Raw genomic sequence first — 15,265 nt, 5'->3', positions numbered from 1 at the left:
CGCCGGTCGCACCGGCGCCGACCTGCGGGAGCGCACATGCTAGGCGACGTCGCCATGCTCGCGCTCGGCGTCGTGCTCACCGCCGGGACGGCCGTCTTCGTCGCGAGCGAGTTCTCCCTGGTGACGCTCGACCCCGCGGTGCTCGGCGCCGACGACGAGGAGGGTGACAGTCCGGGGCCCGGCGGCGGGCGGGGCCCCGATCGCCGGGACCGTTCCGTCCGTGCCGGGCTGAAGCACCTGTCCACCGAGCTGAGCTCGGCGCAGGTCGGCATCACCGTCACCACCATCCTCCTGGGCTACACCGCCCAGCCGGCGCTCCTGTCGTTGTTCTCCGACGCGTTCGCGGGCAGCCCGCTCGGGCAGGGCGTCGCCGGGGCCCTCGCCGTCGTGCTCGCCCTCGTGGTCGTCAACGCCTTCTCGATGCTCTTCGGCGAGCTGATCCCCAAGAACTTCGCGCTGTCCGCGCCGCACGCCACGGCACGGCTCGCCGTCCCGGTGCAGCGCGTCTTCACGCTGCTGTTCCGCCCCCTGATCACCGTGCTGAACGGCTCGGCGAACGCGCTGCTGCGCCGCATGGGCGTCGAGCCGCGCGAGGAGCTCTCCGGCGCCCGCTCGGCCTCCGAGCTCGCGTCCCTGGTGCGGCGATCCGCCGAGGAGGGCACGCTCGAGCAGTCCGTGGCGACCCTCCTGGCGAACTCGCTCCAGCTCGACGAGCTGGCGGCGCGCGACGTCATGACCGACCGCCTGCGCATGGCCGTCGTCGAGCGGGACACCACCGCCGAGGACGTCATGGCGCTCGCGCGCCGCACCGGGCACTCCCGGTTCCCCGTCATCGGGGACGACCGGGACGACGTCGTCGGGCTGGTCCACCTTCGCCGGGCCGTCGGCGTCCCGTACGAGCGCCGCGCGGAGGTCCCCGCGGCGGCGCTCATGGTCGACGCGCCCCGCGTCCCGGAGACCGTGCGGCTGGGCCCGCTGCTGGTCGAGCTGCGCGGCCTCGGGCTGCAGATGGCGGTCGTCGTCGACGAGTACGGCGGGACGTCCGGCATCGTGACGCTCGAGGACGTCGTCGAGGAGCTCGTCGGCGACGTCGCCGACGAGCACGACCCCCGCCGCGCCGGTGCGGTGCGCGGGGCGGACGGCTCGTGGGTCGTGCCCGGCGTGCTGCGGCCCGACGAGCTCACCGAGCGCACCGGTGTCGTCGTGCCCGAGGGGCCGGCCTACGAGACGCTGGGCGGCCTCGTGATGTCGGTGCTCGGCCGCCTGCCCGTCGTGGGCGACGAGGTCGAGGTCGACGACGTGCGGCTGCGCGTCGAGGCGATGGACTCCCGTCGCGTCGAGCGGGTCCGGGTCACGGAGGTGGCGCGATGAGCAACGCCACCGCCCTGCTGATCGGCCTGCTGCTCCTGGCCGGCAACGCCTTCTTCGTCGGCGCCGAGTTCGCCGTCATCTCCGCCCGGCGGTCCTCCATCGAGCCACGGGCCGAGGCGGGGGAGCGGCGGGCCCAGACCGTCCTGTGGGCCATGGAGCACGTCTCCCTCATGCTCGCGTGCGCGCAGCTCGGTGTGACCGTCTGCTCCACCGGCCTCGGCATCGTCGCGGAGCCCGCGCTCGCACACCTGCTGGAGCCGCCGTTCGCGGCCCTGGGCCTGCCGGAGCAGCTCGTGCACCCCGTCGCGCTCGTCATCGCGCTCGCCGTCGTCGTATACCTGCACGTCGTGCTGGGGGAGATGGTCCCCAAGAACCTCGCGGTCGCCGGCCCTGAGGCCGCGGCGCTGTGGTTCGCCCCGCCCCTGGTGCTGGTGGCGCGCGTGGTCCGTCCCGTCATCGCCGTGCTGAACTGGATCGCGAACCACGCGGTCAGGCTGACCGGCGTCGAGCCCCGCGACGAGGTCGCCTCGGCCTTCACCGCCGAGGAGGTGGCCTCCATCGTCGAGCACTCGCAGGCGGAGGGCGTGCTGCACGACGAGCAGGGCCTGCTCACGGGCGCCATCGAGTTCTCCGAGCGCACCGCCGCCGACGTCATGGTCCCGCCCGAGGACCTCGTGACCGTCGCCCCCGGCGTCACGCCCGACGACGTCGAGCACCTGGTGGCCCGCACCGGCTTCAGCAGGTTCCCGGTCCGCGCCGACGGCGACGGACCGTTCCTCGGCTACCTGCACCTCAAGGACGTGCTGTACGCGAGCAACGGGGACCGCGCGGAGCCGGTGCCCTCCTGGCGCGTCCGCGCGCTCGCGTCGGTGCGCCCGCACGACGAGGTGGAGGACGCCCTGCGCGCGATGCAGCGCTCCGGCGCCCACGTCGCCCGCGTCGAGGACGCCGACGGCGTGCGCGGCGTCGTGTTCCTCGAGGACATCCTCGAAGAGCTCGTGGGGGAGGTGCGCGACGCCATGCAGCGGCGGCGGTAGCGGCCGAGGGGCGCCAGGGCCACGATTCGCGCAAAATCGGCGAACCGGGCTTGGCCGTGGCGTCCGTCACCGTTATGGTGCCGTGACAGGATCGGTCACCGCTGCGCAGACGGCGCCACGACCGGTCCGGACAGCTCAAGCACGGGGAGAACCGTGCGGCCGGGGCGGCCGCACGACGACGACACGGAGGTGTGGTGCAGTCGACGGCGCACGGTGACCCGTCCGAGCTCCCCTCGCGCCGGGCACTCCGCGAGGCAGAGCTCGCGAGGTCCGGCAAGAAACCCCGTCGACGGACGACGACGGCCGCCGGGCCCGCCCCGCGCTCCTCCTCCCGGCAGGGTGGCCGGCACTCCGCACCCCCCGCACCCGCGTGGGTCACCCGGGTCGCCGTGCTCGGCTCCCTCGCCGCGGCGACCATCGCCGTGCCGCTGACCACCGACGCCCAGGGCGACGAGGCCTCCCCGTTCGACCTCGACACCGCGTCCAGCGGGCCGTCCACCCTCGCGCTGCTGCGTGCCGGGGTGGACACCCCCCGCACCTCCGAGTCCATCGCCGCCGCCCCCCGCGACGCCCGCGTCGAGGCGTCCGCCGCCAGCCGGTCCTCCGAACGCGGGCCGCTGCCCGACTGCGACCCCGACGCGCCCATCGACGGCACCAACGGCCGCCTCGCCGACCACTCCCGGTGCGACCTCTGGCAGTCCGGCGAGGAGCTCCGCGCCGACGCCGCCGTCGCGCTCAGCGCGCTCAACGAGGCCTTCCGTGCGCGGTTCGGCCGCGACCTGTGCCTCGTGGACAGCTACCGGTCGCTGGACTCCCAGTACGCCGTGAAGGCGAGCCGCGGGTACCTCGCCGCCACGCCCGGCACCTCCATGCACGGCTGGGGGCTGGCCATCGACCTGTGCGGCAAGGAGTACAGCTCCAGCGAGGTCTACGGGTGGCTCTGGGAGAACGGGCCCGCCTACGGGTGGGAGAACCCGCCGTGGGCCCAGCGCGGCGGCATGGGCAACTACGAGCCCTGGCACTTCGAGTACCGGCCCGGGGTCGAAGAGGTCTCGTACTGGCACTGAGCTGCTGCTCGTGGTCCTTGGTCGCGGCCCGCGGGGAGGTCCGGGTCCTTCGCGCGGTCGCGTTCACGCGCCCCGGGGGGGCGCTCCACTTCGGGAGAGATACGACCCTCCCGCTCTCGTGCATCTCCCGCTCGTGCCTCCGCCAGGCCCGCCAACCTCGCGACGAGGATCGGCCGGTCTCCGCATCTGCCCTCGTCCGCGGCCCGCCTGCTTCATCGGACATCGCGGTCGAGCTCCTCGGCACCCTGGTCGGTCGGTGGCGACGGCGCGGAGGCCGCCGGTCAGGTCGTGATGGTCGTGTTGCCGCCGAAGTCGTCGCGGAAGTGGGGGCCGGCCGTCGCGAGCTCGGCCGCGTAGGACGCCGCCCAGCCGCGGTAGGGGTCGAAGGCCAGGGACTCGTTGGAGAACCGGCGGTCGTCGGTGAGCTCGGTGACGCAGAAGTCCGGGATCTGCAGGTCGGTGACCGGGCCGGAGCGCTCGCACTCGGCCACGATCAGCGGGTGGTTGGTGCCGCCGAAGACGTCGATCGACCAGCCGTCCGCCCCCAGCCACGCCGCGTAGCGGGTCTTCAGCACCTGGGCGCCGCCGCGGCGCACCAGCTCGACGCCGACCAGCGGGTCCAGCTGCCGCTCGGCCTCGTACCGCGTGCCGCCCGCCGACGGTCCCTTGACCGTGACCGCCGCGAAGTCGACCTGCGAGCGGTAGTAGTCGAGCACCTCGCGCGCGTCGCTGTCCGGCGCGAGCCGCGCCTCGACGCCGGTGGCCTGCACCCGCACCCGCAGCGCGTAGCCGCCGTCGGCCAGGTAGTACGACTGCACGATGAGCGACGGCGCGTCGCGCAGGGGCTCGGGCAGGTCCCGCACCAGGAACCGGCGCTCGAACTCGAAGTCGGAGTAGTCGGCAGACATGCCGTCGAGCCTAGTCCGCCGCCGGTGTGCCGGGGCGCGCCTGCTCAGCGCCGGTCAGCCGTGCTCACGAGGAGCTCTCGTCGCGCGGCACCTCGCGCCGCGCGGGACCCACGTACGCCGACAGCGGCCGGATGAGCGAGTTCGCGGCCTGCTGCTCCGCGACGTGCGCCGTCCACCCCGTCACGCGGGCCGCCACGAACAGCGGCGTGAACGTCGGCGTGTCGAACCCCATGAGGTGGTACGCGGGGCCCGACGGATAGTCGAGGTTCGGGTAGATCCCCTTGCGGTCGACGAACTGCGACTCGAGCTCCTCGTACAGGGCGGCGAGCTCCGGGCGGTCGTAGTGGGCGACGAGCGAGTCCAGCGCCGCCTTCATCGTGGGCACGCGCGAGTCGCCCCGGTAGTACACCCGGTGCCCGAAGCCCATGATCTTGCGCTTAGCGGCGAGGGCCTCGTCGAGCCACGGCCCCACCTTCTCGGCCGAGCCGATCTCGGCCAGGGTGTCCATCACGGCCTCGTTCGCGCCGCCGTGCAGCGGGCCCTTCAGCGCGGCGATCGCCCCGACCACGGCCGAGTGCACGTCGGCCAGCGTGGACGTGATGATCCGCGCCGTGAAGGTGGACGCGTTGAAGGAGTGCTCCGCGTACAGGATCATCGAGCGGTTGAAGGCGTCGACGACCACCGGGTCGGGGTCGCTGCCGAACGTCATCCAGAGAAAGTTCGCGGCGTAGTCCAGGTCGTCGCGCGGGGGCACGGGTGCGAGGCCGTGCCGGCGGCGCTGGCCGTACGCCACGACGGCGGGCAGGACGGCGAAGAGCCGCACGCTGCGCGCGAGCGTCTGCTCCGGGCCGTCGGCCGACTCGAGCGCCGACAGGCCGGCGACCTCGCGCGCGCCGACGACGCTCACGGCGGTGCGTACCTCGTCCATGGGGTGGGCGTCGTCGGGGAGCAGGTCGATCGCCGCGCGGACGTCGTCGGGCAGGGCGCGGTGCGCCCGCTCGGTGGTCCGCAGCACGGACAGCTCCTCCGGCGTCGGCAGCTCGCCGCGCCACAGCAGCCAGGCGACGGCCTCGAACGACTGGGTGTCCGCGAGGTCCTGCACGGGGTAGCCGCGGTAGAGCAGCGAGTTCGTCTCCGGGTCGACCTTGGAGATGGCGGTGACGTCGGCGACGACGCCGGCGAGCCCCTTGCGGACCTCGGGCTCGTCGGTGGAGGGCGTCTGCGGGGTCATGGTTGCTCCTTCGCGCCATGTCGGACGGTGACGGACGGTGACGGACGACGTCGGACGGGTCGGTCGGTCAGAGGATCGGGTCGGTGTGGTGGTGGTTCTCGAGGGAGAAGTCGTACACGCCGGCGTCGAACGTGCCGTACCCCGCGTAGTCCACGAGCTCGTACAGCCTCGCCCGTGTCTGCATGCCCGGCACCTCGGCGGCGAGCGTGCCCTCGGCGCGCAGCGTGTCGAGGGCGCGCTCTGCGGCGCCCATCGCGACCCGCAGCAGCGAGACCGGGTAGATCACCATGGCGACGCCGGCGTCGGAGAGCTGCCGCGCCGTGAACAGCTCGGACTTGCCGAACTCGGTCATGTTGGCCAGCACGGGCACGTCCACGGCGTTCGCGACCGCCTCGAACTCGGTCAGGTCGGACATGGCCTCCGGGAAGATCGCGTCCGCGCCGGCGTCCACGAGCGCCTTCGCCCGGTCGATCGCCGCGTCCAGCCCCGCGACGGCGCGGATGTCCGTGCGCGCCATGATCAGCAGGTTCTCGTCGCGGCGGGCGGCGACGGCCGCCCGCACCCGTTGCAGCGCCGTGGCGTCGTCGACCACCTGCTTGCCGTCGAGGTGCCCGCACCGCTTGGGGTTCACCTGGTCCTCGACGTGCAGTCCCGCCACCCCGGCGTCCTCCATCGCCTGCACCGTCCGGGCCACGTTCATGGCCTCGCCGAAGCCGGTGTCCGCGTCGACCAGGGTCGGCAGGTCGGTCATGCGGGCGATCTGGCCCGACCGCGTCGCGACCTCGCTCAAGGTGGTGAGCCCGACGTCGGGCAGCCCCAGGTCGGCGGCGACCACCGCGCCCGAGACGTACACGCCGTCGAACCCCTTGTCGGCGACGAGGCGCGCGGCCAAGGGGTTGAAGGCGCCGGGCAGCTGCAGCAGCCCGTCCGAGCGCAGGCGCTCGCGGAACGCGGCCCGCTTGGCCGCCGGGGTCGTCGTCGAGTAGAGCATCGCCGGCCTCTCAGAAGATCCCGGGGGCGGGGGCGTTCCCGGACAGCGGGTCGGCCAGGGGCGTGACGGTCAGCCCGGCGAGCTCGTCGGCGGTCAGCTCGGGCAGACGCTGCGCGACGTCGAGGAACCGGTCGATCTCCGCGTCGGCGAGCACGCCGTCGACGAGGGCGCGGAACTTGGCCACGTACTGCTCGCGCCCGAAGGGGCGGGCGCCCAGGGGGTGGGCGTCGGCGACGGCGATCTGGTCGATTACCCGCTCGCCGTCGGCCAGCTCGATCTCCACCCGGCCGCCGAACGACTTCTCGGAGGGCTCGGTGGAGTGGTACCGGCGGGTCCACTCGGGGTCCTCGGCCGTGGTGACCTTGCGCCACAGCTCCACCGTGTCGGGGCGCCCGGCGCGCTCGGGCGCGTAGCTGGCCACGTGGTCCCAGGCGCCGTCCTGCAGTGCGACGGTGAAGATGTAGGGGATCGAGTGGTCGAGGGTCTCGCGGCTGGCGGTCGGGTCGTACTTCTGCGGGTCGCCCGAGCCCGAGCCGATCACGTGGTGGGTGTGATGGCTGGTGTGCAGCACGATCGAGCGCACGGCCTTCGGCTCGCGCAGCTCCGGGCGCTCCGTACCGAGCCGGCGCGCGAGGTCGATCCACGCCTGCGCCTGGTACTCCGCCGAGTGCTCCTTGGTGTAGGTGTCCAGGATGGCGGTGCGGTCCTCGCCGTGGGCGGGCAGGGGCACCGTGTAGCGGGCGTCCGGGCCGGACAGCAGCCAGGCGATGACGCCGTCCGAGCCCTCGTAGATCGGGCTGGGGGACGTCTGGCCGCGCATGGCCCGGTCCACCGCCTCGACGGCCATCTTGCCCGCGAACGCCGGGGCGTGGGCCTTCCACGTGGAGATCTCGCCCTTGCGGGACTGCCGCGTGGCCGTCGTCGTGTGCAGCGCCTGCCCGACGGCCTGGTAGATCGTCTCCGCGGGCAGGCCGAGCAGCGTGCCGATGCCGGCGGCCGCGCTGGGGCCGAGGTGGGCCACGTGGTCGATCTTGTGCTCGTGCAGGCAGATGCCCTTGACCAGGTCCACCTGGATCTCGTAGCCGGTGACGATCCCGCGCAGCAGCTCCGCCCCGCTGCGGCCCAGGTGCTGGGCGACGGCGAGGACCGGCGGGATGTTGTCGCCCGGGTGCGAGTAGTCCGCGGCGAGGAAGGTGTCGTGGTAGTCCAGCTCGCGCACCGCCACCCCGTTGGCCCAGGCCGCCCACTCGGGGCTGGTGCGGTGCGGCGAGGCGAACACCGTCGACCCGTCGCCGCCGCGGGAGACCGGATGCGCCTCGGCCTGCGCCCGCGCCGCGAGGATCGGCGCCCGGCCGAGGGACGCCGTCGCCACCGCGGCGTTGTCGATGACCCGGTTGATCACCATGTCCGTGACCTCGGGCGTCGGCTCGATCTGCTCGGCCGCCACGTCGGCGATCTTCCACGCGAGCTGGTCCGTGCGGGCGAGCGGCTCGTCGGAGGCGTACGTGCGGACGGTGTGGTCGATCATGCGCGGGCTGTCCTTCCGCCGGGGTGCGTGGCGTCGTCGCCGCCCTGGGTCGGGCTGCGCAAGGAACGTATCCCTCCGCCGCGTGGGCGGTCCAGCGCAGGCCGGGCACCCGGCCCCTGTCCCTGGCGGCCTACGGCACCACACGGCGGCGCTCGGCGAAGCCGGACACGACGCGGCGCGGCGACGCGTCCAGTCCGGCGGTGTCGAGCACGACAGGGGTCCCCCAGGTGCGGATCGAATGCTCGGCGGCGTGCAGCCCGGCGGCCCGCCAGCGGGCCGCGAGCGCGTCCGGGTCCGCGACGTGCACGACGACGACGGTCCCGCGGCGATAGACGCGGTGCGTCGTGTGTCCGGTGACCTCGTGCCAGCCGACGCGGAGCCCGCGGTAGGTGAACCCCTCCGGGTCGAGCGCCAGGGCGACGCCGGGCGCACGGGCGGCCCGGAGGAGGAGCGGGACGAGGCACGTCGTCGCGACGACGATGAGGGTGACGAGCAGGACCGTCCCGAACACCCCCGGCCGCCCGCCGAGGAGCGCGATGGCAGCCGTGACCCCGGTGGCCAGGCACACGCCGGCGAGTCCGAGGGCCTTGAGGCGGGAGTCGCGGAACTCGGTCGGGTGCACGTCCCGACCGTACCGGCGTCCGGGCGTCGCCGTTCCTGACGTCAACCGGCCACGAGCAGCAGCGTTCCGGCCAGGGCGACACCGAGCACGGGGACCCCGACCACGAGCCCGCTGACCAGGCGCCTGCGGGCTCGCCGGTCCCCGTCACGCTCGTGGTCCAGGTCGCGCCGGGATCCCAGCGGGCTCTCCGCGAGCCAGGCGACCATGCGGTCGGGCGAGTCGCCGTGGGCCCGCGACGTGGCGGGCACGTGCAGCACGAACCGCAGCGGCCGCCCCGTCCGGCGCGCGATCGTCAGCGCCTGCGTGCTGTCGAGGTAGTACCAGGCCACGACGTCCTCGACCGCCAGGCGCGTGGTGCGTGACCCCGCCCACGACCGGCGGGCGACGTCGAGCGTCCCGGCGTCGGCGTCGTGGGTGAGGCGCAGCTCGTACGTGCTCAGCCGCACTGCCGGGATCGCCGCCGCGACCGTGAGGGCCGTGAAGGTCGCGGCGGCCGCAAGCCCGGCGACCAGCCAGTCCAGGGCGCCGAAGACCACGACGCCCGCCACGGCCGTCACCACGGCGACGAGCGGAACGAGGGCGCGCACCGCATAGCCGCGCACGCCTGCGGGCGAGGTCGTGCGGGCCGGGCGCTCGCTCATACGGGGATGCTACGGGCCCCGGGGGCTCCGTGATGGGCGTCCTTGCCGGCCCCGTCCCGCGCCGCTCAGCCGGTGACCTCGATGGTGGCGAACGGGTTCTTCGCGCACGACATGCTGGGGTCGATCTCGCAGAGGGTCTTGGCGTACTGGAGCCGGACCAAGACCTCCGCATCCCCGGCAGGGAAGTCGTCCGGAACCCGGACCGTGCCCCGGGCGTCTCCGTCGCTGTTCGGGTCCAGCATCCCGAGGGCCGCCGAGACGTGCCCTTCGTCCGGGTCGTCGGAACGCTTCTCCGACATGATCGAGACCCCGTAGCGCGCGCGGTCGGGCAGGCGGGGCTCGCAGTCCACGCCGTCCTCACGCCCTGGGACATCCACCTCCAGCTCGTCACCGGGAGCGACGCGCAGTGGAGCCACGACCGGATCACCGGGCCTGCAGTACGCCGTCTGGTCGAGGGCGTCGACGACGGAGCAGCCCGCCGCTGCCGTCAGCGCGAGCGCCACGACGGGCCCGAGCCGCAGGGCACGCCGGGAGCGGCGCGCGAGCACCGTCGCAGGCGTGCGGGTCGATCTGGACGTCGATGACCGGTGTGCCGTCACGAGACCACCGTAGGGCGGCGCCCCGTCGTGACCGGCTGTGCCGTGGAGACACACGGTGCGCGCGGCCTGGTGCGCTGGTGGTGGGGCACGCCGGGTGGTACGACGGTCCCGTGCCGTTCGAGAGCGCCGCCGTGGCCGAGTCTTCGACGAGAACGGCCACGTGATGGCGACCGCGAGATGGGTGCTCCTGCCTGCCGTCGCCGTCGGCGCGCTGGTGTGGCTGTTCGCCGGGCCAAGGCGTACAGGGACACGCTGGTCCTCGCGGCGCTCCTCTGGCTCATCACGGTCGCGGCGCCGGGCCTGGACCCGAAGGCCCTCACCTTCGTGTTCCTCGTGCTGGCGTTGCTTGACTACGTCGTCCGGAAGGTGTGGAGCAGGCCGGAGGAACAGGCGGCCGCTGAGGCACCCGTCGCGACGGAGTAGGTCGACGAGCGCGTCGTGCACTCCGGCAGTGAGGGCAGCAGCCCTGAACAGGGGGCAGGGCGGGGGAACGCAACCGGCCGTGACCGGCATATGCGCTGGTCACGGCCTGTTCCTGTGGGTGCGCCTGGAGGGACTCGAACCCCCGACCTTCTGCTCCGGAGGCAGACGCTCTATCCACTGAGCTACAGGCGCGGGCGCCGACGCGGTCGGTCCGGAACGCGGCCCGGGACCGGTGCCGTCGGCACGGTGCACGAGACTACCAGCACCGCGGCACCGCTTCGAACACGCCCGCGACCGGGGCGGCGTCCGCGTCGGTGAGATTCCCGTCCGGGCGGGGCGCCGTCGTTTGTAGAATCGCCCGGTGACCCCCGACGAGCTCTCGCAAGCACTCAGCGCTGCCCTCGCCGCGGCCGTGGCCGACGGCACCCTCGCCCTGGACGCCGACGCGCTGCCCGCGTCGGTCCACGTGGAGCGACCCAAGCAGCGCGAGCACGGCGACTGGGCCACGAACGTCGCGCTGCAGCTCGCGAAGAAGGCCGGGACGACGCCGCGTGCGCTCGCGGACGACCTGTCGGCGCGCCTGGTCGCACACCCGGGCGTGGCGGCCGCCGAGGTCGCGGGCCCCGGCTTCCTCAACATCACGCTCGACGCCGGCGCGGCCGGCGAGCTGGCCCGGACGGTCGTGGTGGCCGGCGACGCGTACGGGCGGACGGACGCCCTCGCGGGCCAGGTGCACGACCTGGAGTTCATCTCGGCGAACCCGACGGGCCCGCTGCACATCGGCCACACCCGCTGGGCGGCGCTCGGCGACGCGCTCGTGCGCATCATGCGGGCGGCCGGGGCGGACGTCACCGCCGAGTACTACATCAACGACGCCGGCGCGCAGATGGACAAGTTCGGCGCGTCGATCATCGCGCGCGCCAAGGGCGAGGAGGTGCCCGACGGCGGGTACCCGGGCGACTACGTCAAGGAGCGGGCCGCGGAGGTGCTGGAGCAGCGCCCCGACCTGCTCGACCTGCCGGAGGACGAGGCCGCGACCGTGGCCCGCGAGGTCGGGTACGAGGCCCAGCTGGCCGCCATCCGGCGCACGCTCGACGCGTTCGGCGTCCACTTCGACGTGTGGTTCTCCGAGCGGACGCTGCACGAGTCGGGCGCGGTGGCCGAGGCCGTGGAGCGCTTGCGGGAGCAGGGCCACGTGTTCGACGACGGCGGCGCCGTGTGGCTGCGCACCACGGACTTCACGGACGACAAGGACCGGGTCCTCATCCGCGCGAACGGCGAGCCCACCTACTTCGCCGCCGACGCCGCGTACTACCTGTCCAAGAAGGACCGCGGGTTCCCGGGCAAGATCTACCTGCTGGGCGCCGACCACCACGGCTACATCAACCGGCTCAAGGCCATCTCCGCGGCGGCGGGCGACGACCCCGAGGCCAACATCGAGGTCCTCATCGGCCAGCTCGTGAACATCGCCGGCGAGCGCATGGGCAAGCGGCGCGGCAACGCGCTGTACATGGACGACCTCATCGAGTGGCTCGGCTCGGACGCGCTGCGGTACTCGCTCGCCCGCTACCCGGCGGACACCCCGCTGTCCCTGTCGGGCGAGGAGATGCTCAAGCAGTCCAACGACAACCCGGTCTTCTACGTGCAGTACGCGCACTCGCGCACCTGCGCCGTGGACCGCAACGCGGCGGACCGCGCGGTCGCGCGCACCCGCGACGACGGGTCGGACGCCTTCGACCCCGCGCTGCTCGCCCACGAGACCGAGGCCGCGCTCCTCGGGCGGCTCACCGAGTTCCCGCGGATCGTCACGCAGTCCGCCGAGCTCCGCGAGCCGCACCGCATCGCGCGCTACCTCGAGTCCCTGGCCGCCGACTACCACAAGTGGTACTCCGAGTGCCGCGTGACCCCGTACCCCGACGAGGAGGTCACGGACACGCACCGGACGCGCCTGTGGCTCAACGACGCGGTGCGCCAGGTGCTCGCGAACGGCCTCGACCTGCTCGGCGTCTCGGCTCCGGAGCGGATGTGACGGCGCCGGCGGCCGGCGTCCTCGGGGTGCCCTGGTCGGCCGGCGTGCGCCGCGGCGACGACGGTGTCGTCACCGTCGCCGGCGTCGGCGTGCACGACCTGGCGGCCGAGCACGGCACCCCGGCCTACGTGCTCGACGAGGCCGACTTCCGGGCCCGGGCCCGCGGCTACCGCACCGCGTTCGCGACGGCGTTCGCGGAGGTCGGCACCGGAGTCGACGTCTACTACGCCGGCAAGGCGCTGCTCACGGTCGCCGTCGCCCGCTGGGCCCGGTCCGAGGGCCTGCGCGTCGACACGGCCTCTGGCGGCGAGCTCGCCGTCGCGCTGCGCGCCGGCGTCCCGGGCGCGGAGATCGGGCTGCACGGCAACAACAAGTCGGACGACGAGATCCTCGCCGCCCTCGACGCCGGGGTGGGCCGCATCATCGTCGACTCGCTCGTCGAGATCGACCGGGTCGCGGACCTCGCCGCCTCGCGCGGCGTCGTCGCTCCCGTCATGGTGCGCGTCACCACGGGCGTCCACGCGGGCGGGCACGAGTACATCTCGACCGCCCACGAGGACCAGAAGTTCGGCCTGTCGGTGAACCCCGGTGCGCTGGACGACGGCGGGGACCCGCCGGCGATGCGGGCGCTGCTCGCCGTCGTCGCCCGTCCGGAGCTGCACCTGCTGGGCATCCACTCGCACATCGGCTCGCAGATCCTCGACCCCGCCGGGTTCGAGGCGGCGGCGCGCGTGGTGCTGCGCCTGCGTGCGGAGCTCGCCGAGCGCACCGGAGTGCTGGTCGACGAGGTCGACCTGGGCGGCGGGTACGGCATCGCCTACCTGCCGGGGGAGGTCCCGCTCGACCCGGACCGCATCGCCAAGGACGTCGCGAGCGCCGTGGCCGCGGTGTGCGGCGAGCTGCGGACGCCGCTGCCGCGGATCTCCGTCGAGCCCGGGCGCGCGATCGTCGGCCCGGCCGGGTTCACCCTGTACACGGTGGGCACGGTCAAGCCGGTCGCGCTCGACGACGGCCGGGTGCGGACCTACGTGTCCGTCGACGGCGGGATGAGCGACAACATCCGGCCCGCCCTGTACGGGGCGCACTACCACGCGGAGGTCGTGGGCCGGGCCTCGGACGCCGAGCCGCTACTCGCACGCGTCGTGGGCAAGCACTGCGAGAGCGGCGACATCGTCGTGCACGAGGTCATGCTGCCCGGCGACGTGCGCGCCGGGGACCTGCTCGCCGTGGCCGCGACGGGCGCCTACGGCCGGTCGATGGCGTCGAACTACAACCAGCTGACGCGCCCGCCCGTGGTCGGGGTCGCGGACGGCGTCTCCCGCGTCCTCGTGCGCCGCGAGACGGTCGAGGACCTGCTCGCCCTCGACCTCGGCTGACCGTCCGTGGACACCCGCCCTGGCGTGGGTGCCGCGCGGCTATCCTGACCCCGTCCCCGGCCCCCCGAACGAAGGTGGATCCGTGTCCGCTGTGCCCGCGCCCGACCGTTCGACCGACGCGCGCCCCGGCACGCCCGGCACGCTGCGCGTGGCCCTGCTGGGCTGCGGAGTCGTCGGGTCGGAGGTGGCGCGCGCCCTGATCGAGCACGCCGACGACCTGGCGGCACGCGCCGGCGCCCACCTCGACCTGGTCGGCATCGCGGTGCGGGACACCTCGCGGCCGCGCGACGGCGTCGGCACCGTGATCCCGGCCGAGCTGCTCACCGACGACGCGGGGGCGCTCGTGGACTCGGCCGACCTCGTGGTCGAGCTCATGGGCGGCATCGAGCCCGCGCGGGGGCTCATCCGGCGCGCGATCGAGGGCGGGGCGAGCGTCGTCACCGCCAACAAGGCCCTCCTCGCCGAGCACGGCCCCGAGCTCTTCGAGGCCGCGGACGACGCGGGCGTCGACCTGTCGTTCGAGGCCGCCGTCGCCGGCGCCATCCCGATCGTGCGGCCCGTGCGCGAGTCGCTCGCCGGCGACCAGGTGCGCCGCGTCCTCGGCATCGTCAACGGCACCACCAACTACGTCCTCGACCAGATGACGACCCACGGCGCCGAGCTCGAGGACGCGGTGAAGGAGGCGCAGGCCCTGGGGTACGCGGAGGCGGACCCCACGGCCGACGTCGAGGGGTTCGACGCCGCGGCCAAGGCCGCGATCCTCGCGTCCCTCGCGTTCCACACCCGGGTCCGGCTCGACCAGGTCGCCCGCGAGGGCATCACGGCGATCACCCCGGCCGACGTCGTCGCGGCGCGGCTGACCGGGCACGTCGTCAAGCTCCTCGCGATCGCCGAGCGCACCGCCGAGGGCGTGTCCGTGCGCGTGCACCCGGCGCTCGTGCCGGGCGACCACCCGCTGGCGGCCGTCCGCGGGGCGTTCAACGCCGTGTTCGTCGAGGCCGACGGCGCGGGCCCGCTCATGTTCTACGGGCAGGGCGCCGGCGGGCGTCCGACGGCGTCCGCCGTCCTCGGCGACCTGGTGTCGGCCGCGCGCGACCGTCTCGTCGGCGGCAAGGGCCCCCGCGAGTCCGCGTACGCCTCGCTACCGGTGCTGCCGGCCGACGCCGCCGTCACCCGCTACCAGGTGCGACTCGCCGTCGCCGACCGTCCGGGCGCCCTGGCGCAGGTCGCGGGCGTCCTGGCGGACCACGGCGTGTCGATCGACACCATGCGGCAGGCGCCCGACGAGCCCTACGCCACGGACGTCGCCGAGGGCCGTGCCGCCGTGCTGCTGACGACGCACGCCGCGCGCGAGGCGTCGCTCGCCGCGACGGTCGACGCCCTGCAGCGCACCGACCGGGTGCACGAGATCACGTCCGTCCTGCGAGTCGAGGGAGTCTGAG

14 protein-coding genes and 1 tRNA gene are annotated in these 15,265 nt (G+C 74.1%); 7 read left to right on the top strand and 8 right to left on the bottom strand.

The features are described from left to right. Positions 1 to 36: 36 nt before the first annotated feature. From EYB28_RS15635 to EYB28_RS15625, 3 genes are all read left to right on the top strand, one after another. Entirely contained in the window at positions 37 to 1,371 is a 1,335-nt protein-coding gene (locus EYB28_RS15635) for a hemolysin family protein (RefSeq protein WP_166849712.1), read from the top strand. Beyond that, a complete protein-coding gene (locus EYB28_RS15630) occupies positions 1,368 to 2,408 on the top strand; it encodes a hemolysin family protein (protein ID WP_166849710.1) in 1,041 nt (346 codons plus the stop codon). The genes EYB28_RS15635 and EYB28_RS15630 overlap by 4 nt, the downstream gene beginning before the upstream one ends. Before the next feature lie 389 nt (positions 2,409 to 2,797). After that, on the top strand, positions 2,798 to 3,475 hold the full coding sequence (locus EYB28_RS15625; protein WP_240930588.1) for a M15 family metallopeptidase: 678 nt from the start codon (positions 2,798 to 2,800) through the stop codon (positions 3,473 to 3,475). Positions 3,476 to 3,756: 281 nt separating this feature from the next. Here the strand turns inward: EYB28_RS15625 and EYB28_RS15620 are convergent, their stop codons facing one another. The 7 genes from EYB28_RS15620 to EYB28_RS15590 all read right to left on the bottom strand — a co-directional run bounded on the left by EYB28_RS15620 (position 3,757) and on the right by EYB28_RS15590 (position 9,995). Continuing rightward, positions 3,757 to 4,383 carry a hypothetical protein gene (locus tag EYB28_RS15620; protein WP_166849706.1) on the bottom strand — a complete coding sequence of 209 codons (627 nt, stop codon included), beginning with the start codon at positions 4,381 to 4,383 and terminating at the stop codon, positions 3,757 to 3,759. Positions 4,384 to 4,447: 64 nt separating this feature from the next. Beyond that, positions 4,448 to 5,614 carry a bifunctional 2-methylcitrate synthase/citrate synthase gene (locus tag EYB28_RS15615; RefSeq protein ID WP_166849704.1) on the bottom strand — a complete coding sequence of 389 codons (1,167 nt, stop codon included), beginning with the start codon at positions 5,612 to 5,614 and terminating at the stop codon, positions 4,448 to 4,450. A 67-nt stretch (positions 5,615 to 5,681) separates the two neighbouring features. After that, positions 5,682 to 6,605: a methylisocitrate lyase gene (prpB, locus tag EYB28_RS15610; protein ID WP_166849702.1), complete on the bottom strand. Its 924-nt coding sequence runs from the start codon at positions 6,603 to 6,605 to the stop codon at positions 5,682 to 5,684. Between the two features lie 10 nt (positions 6,606 to 6,615). Further along, the gene (locus EYB28_RS15605) at positions 6,616 to 8,133 is read right to left on the bottom strand and encodes an MmgE/PrpD family protein (RefSeq protein ID WP_166849700.1); all 1,518 of its coding nucleotides are present in this window, start codon (positions 8,131 to 8,133) and stop codon (positions 6,616 to 6,618) included. Positions 8,134 to 8,263: 130 nt separating this feature from the next. Continuing rightward, positions 8,264 to 8,755, bottom strand: a complete 492-nt coding sequence (locus EYB28_RS15600; RefSeq protein WP_166849698.1) for a hypothetical protein — start codon at positions 8,753 to 8,755, stop codon at positions 8,264 to 8,266. A gap of 41 nt (positions 8,756 to 8,796) precedes the next feature. After that, positions 8,797 to 9,396: a hypothetical protein gene (locus EYB28_RS15595; protein WP_166849696.1), complete on the bottom strand. Its 600-nt coding sequence runs from the start codon at positions 9,394 to 9,396 to the stop codon at positions 8,797 to 8,799. A 65-nt stretch (positions 9,397 to 9,461) separates the two neighbouring features. Then, positions 9,462 to 9,995 (bottom strand): hypothetical protein, encoded by a 534-nt coding sequence (locus EYB28_RS15590; protein ID WP_166849694.1) that lies wholly within the window; start codon positions 9,993 to 9,995, stop codon positions 9,462 to 9,464. A gap of 216 nt (positions 9,996 to 10,211) precedes the next feature. Between EYB28_RS15590 and EYB28_RS15585 the strand changes: the two genes are divergently transcribed. After that, the gene (locus EYB28_RS15585; RefSeq protein ID WP_166849692.1) at positions 10,212 to 10,418 is read left to right on the top strand and encodes a hypothetical protein; all 207 of its coding nucleotides are present in this window, start codon (positions 10,212 to 10,214) and stop codon (positions 10,416 to 10,418) included. A gap of 119 nt (positions 10,419 to 10,537) precedes the next feature. Here EYB28_RS15585 and EYB28_RS15580 read toward each other — a convergent pair. Beyond that, positions 10,538 to 10,610: transfer RNA gene (locus EYB28_RS15580), tRNA-Arg, on the bottom strand. A 169-nt stretch (positions 10,611 to 10,779) separates the two neighbouring features. On the opposite strand from EYB28_RS15580, the gene argS reads away from it, so the two are divergent. The 3 genes from argS to EYB28_RS15565 all read left to right on the top strand — a co-directional run bounded on the left by argS (position 10,780) and on the right by EYB28_RS15565 (position 15,264). Then, the gene (gene argS / locus EYB28_RS15575) at positions 10,780 to 12,447 is read left to right on the top strand and encodes an arginine--tRNA ligase (protein ID WP_166849690.1); all 1,668 of its coding nucleotides are present in this window, start codon (positions 10,780 to 10,782) and stop codon (positions 12,445 to 12,447) included. Then, positions 12,444 to 13,823: a diaminopimelate decarboxylase gene (lysA, locus tag EYB28_RS15570; protein WP_205710941.1), complete on the top strand. Its 1,380-nt coding sequence runs from the start codon at positions 12,444 to 12,446 to the stop codon at positions 13,821 to 13,823. The genes argS and lysA overlap by 4 nt, the downstream gene beginning before the upstream one ends. 82 nt (positions 13,824 to 13,905) lie before the next feature. Next, positions 13,906 to 15,264: a homoserine dehydrogenase gene (locus EYB28_RS15565; protein WP_240930587.1), complete on the top strand. Its 1,359-nt coding sequence runs from the start codon at positions 13,906 to 13,908 to the stop codon at positions 15,262 to 15,264. Position 15,265: the final 1 nt, after the last annotated feature.

This window comes from Isoptericola sp. BMS4 (assembly GCF_011634835.1).
Lineage (GTDB): Bacteria > Actinomycetota > Actinomycetes > Actinomycetales > Cellulomonadaceae > Isoptericola.
Note: the sequence above shows the minus strand (reverse complement) of the source record. Positions and strands in the feature narration are given on the sequence as shown.

Bases quoted from the DNA above. Each gene is read 5' to 3' on its own strand.
- EYB28_RS15630 (WP_166849710.1), top strand. From the start codon at position 1,368: ATGAGCAACGCCACCGCCCTGCTGATCGGCCTGCTGCTCCTGGCCGGC.
- prpB (WP_166849702.1), bottom strand. From the start codon at position 6,605: ATGCTCTACTCGACGACGACCCCGGCGGCCAAGCGGGCCGCGTTCCGC.
- EYB28_RS15615 (WP_166849704.1), bottom strand. From the start codon at position 5,614: ATGACCCCGCAGACGCCCTCCACCGACGAGCCCGAGGTCCGCAAGGGG.
- EYB28_RS15605 (WP_166849700.1), bottom strand. From the start codon at position 8,133: ATGATCGACCACACCGTCCGCACGTACGCCTCCGACGAGCCGCTCGCC.
- EYB28_RS15595 (WP_166849696.1), bottom strand. From the start codon at position 9,396: ATGAGCGAGCGCCCGGCCCGCACGACCTCGCCCGCAGGCGTGCGCGGC.
- EYB28_RS15620 (WP_166849706.1), bottom strand. From the start codon at position 4,383: ATGTCTGCCGACTACTCCGACTTCGAGTTCGAGCGCCGGTTCCTGGTG.
- EYB28_RS15635 (WP_166849712.1), top strand. From the start codon at position 37: ATGCTAGGCGACGTCGCCATGCTCGCGCTCGGCGTCGTGCTCACCGCC.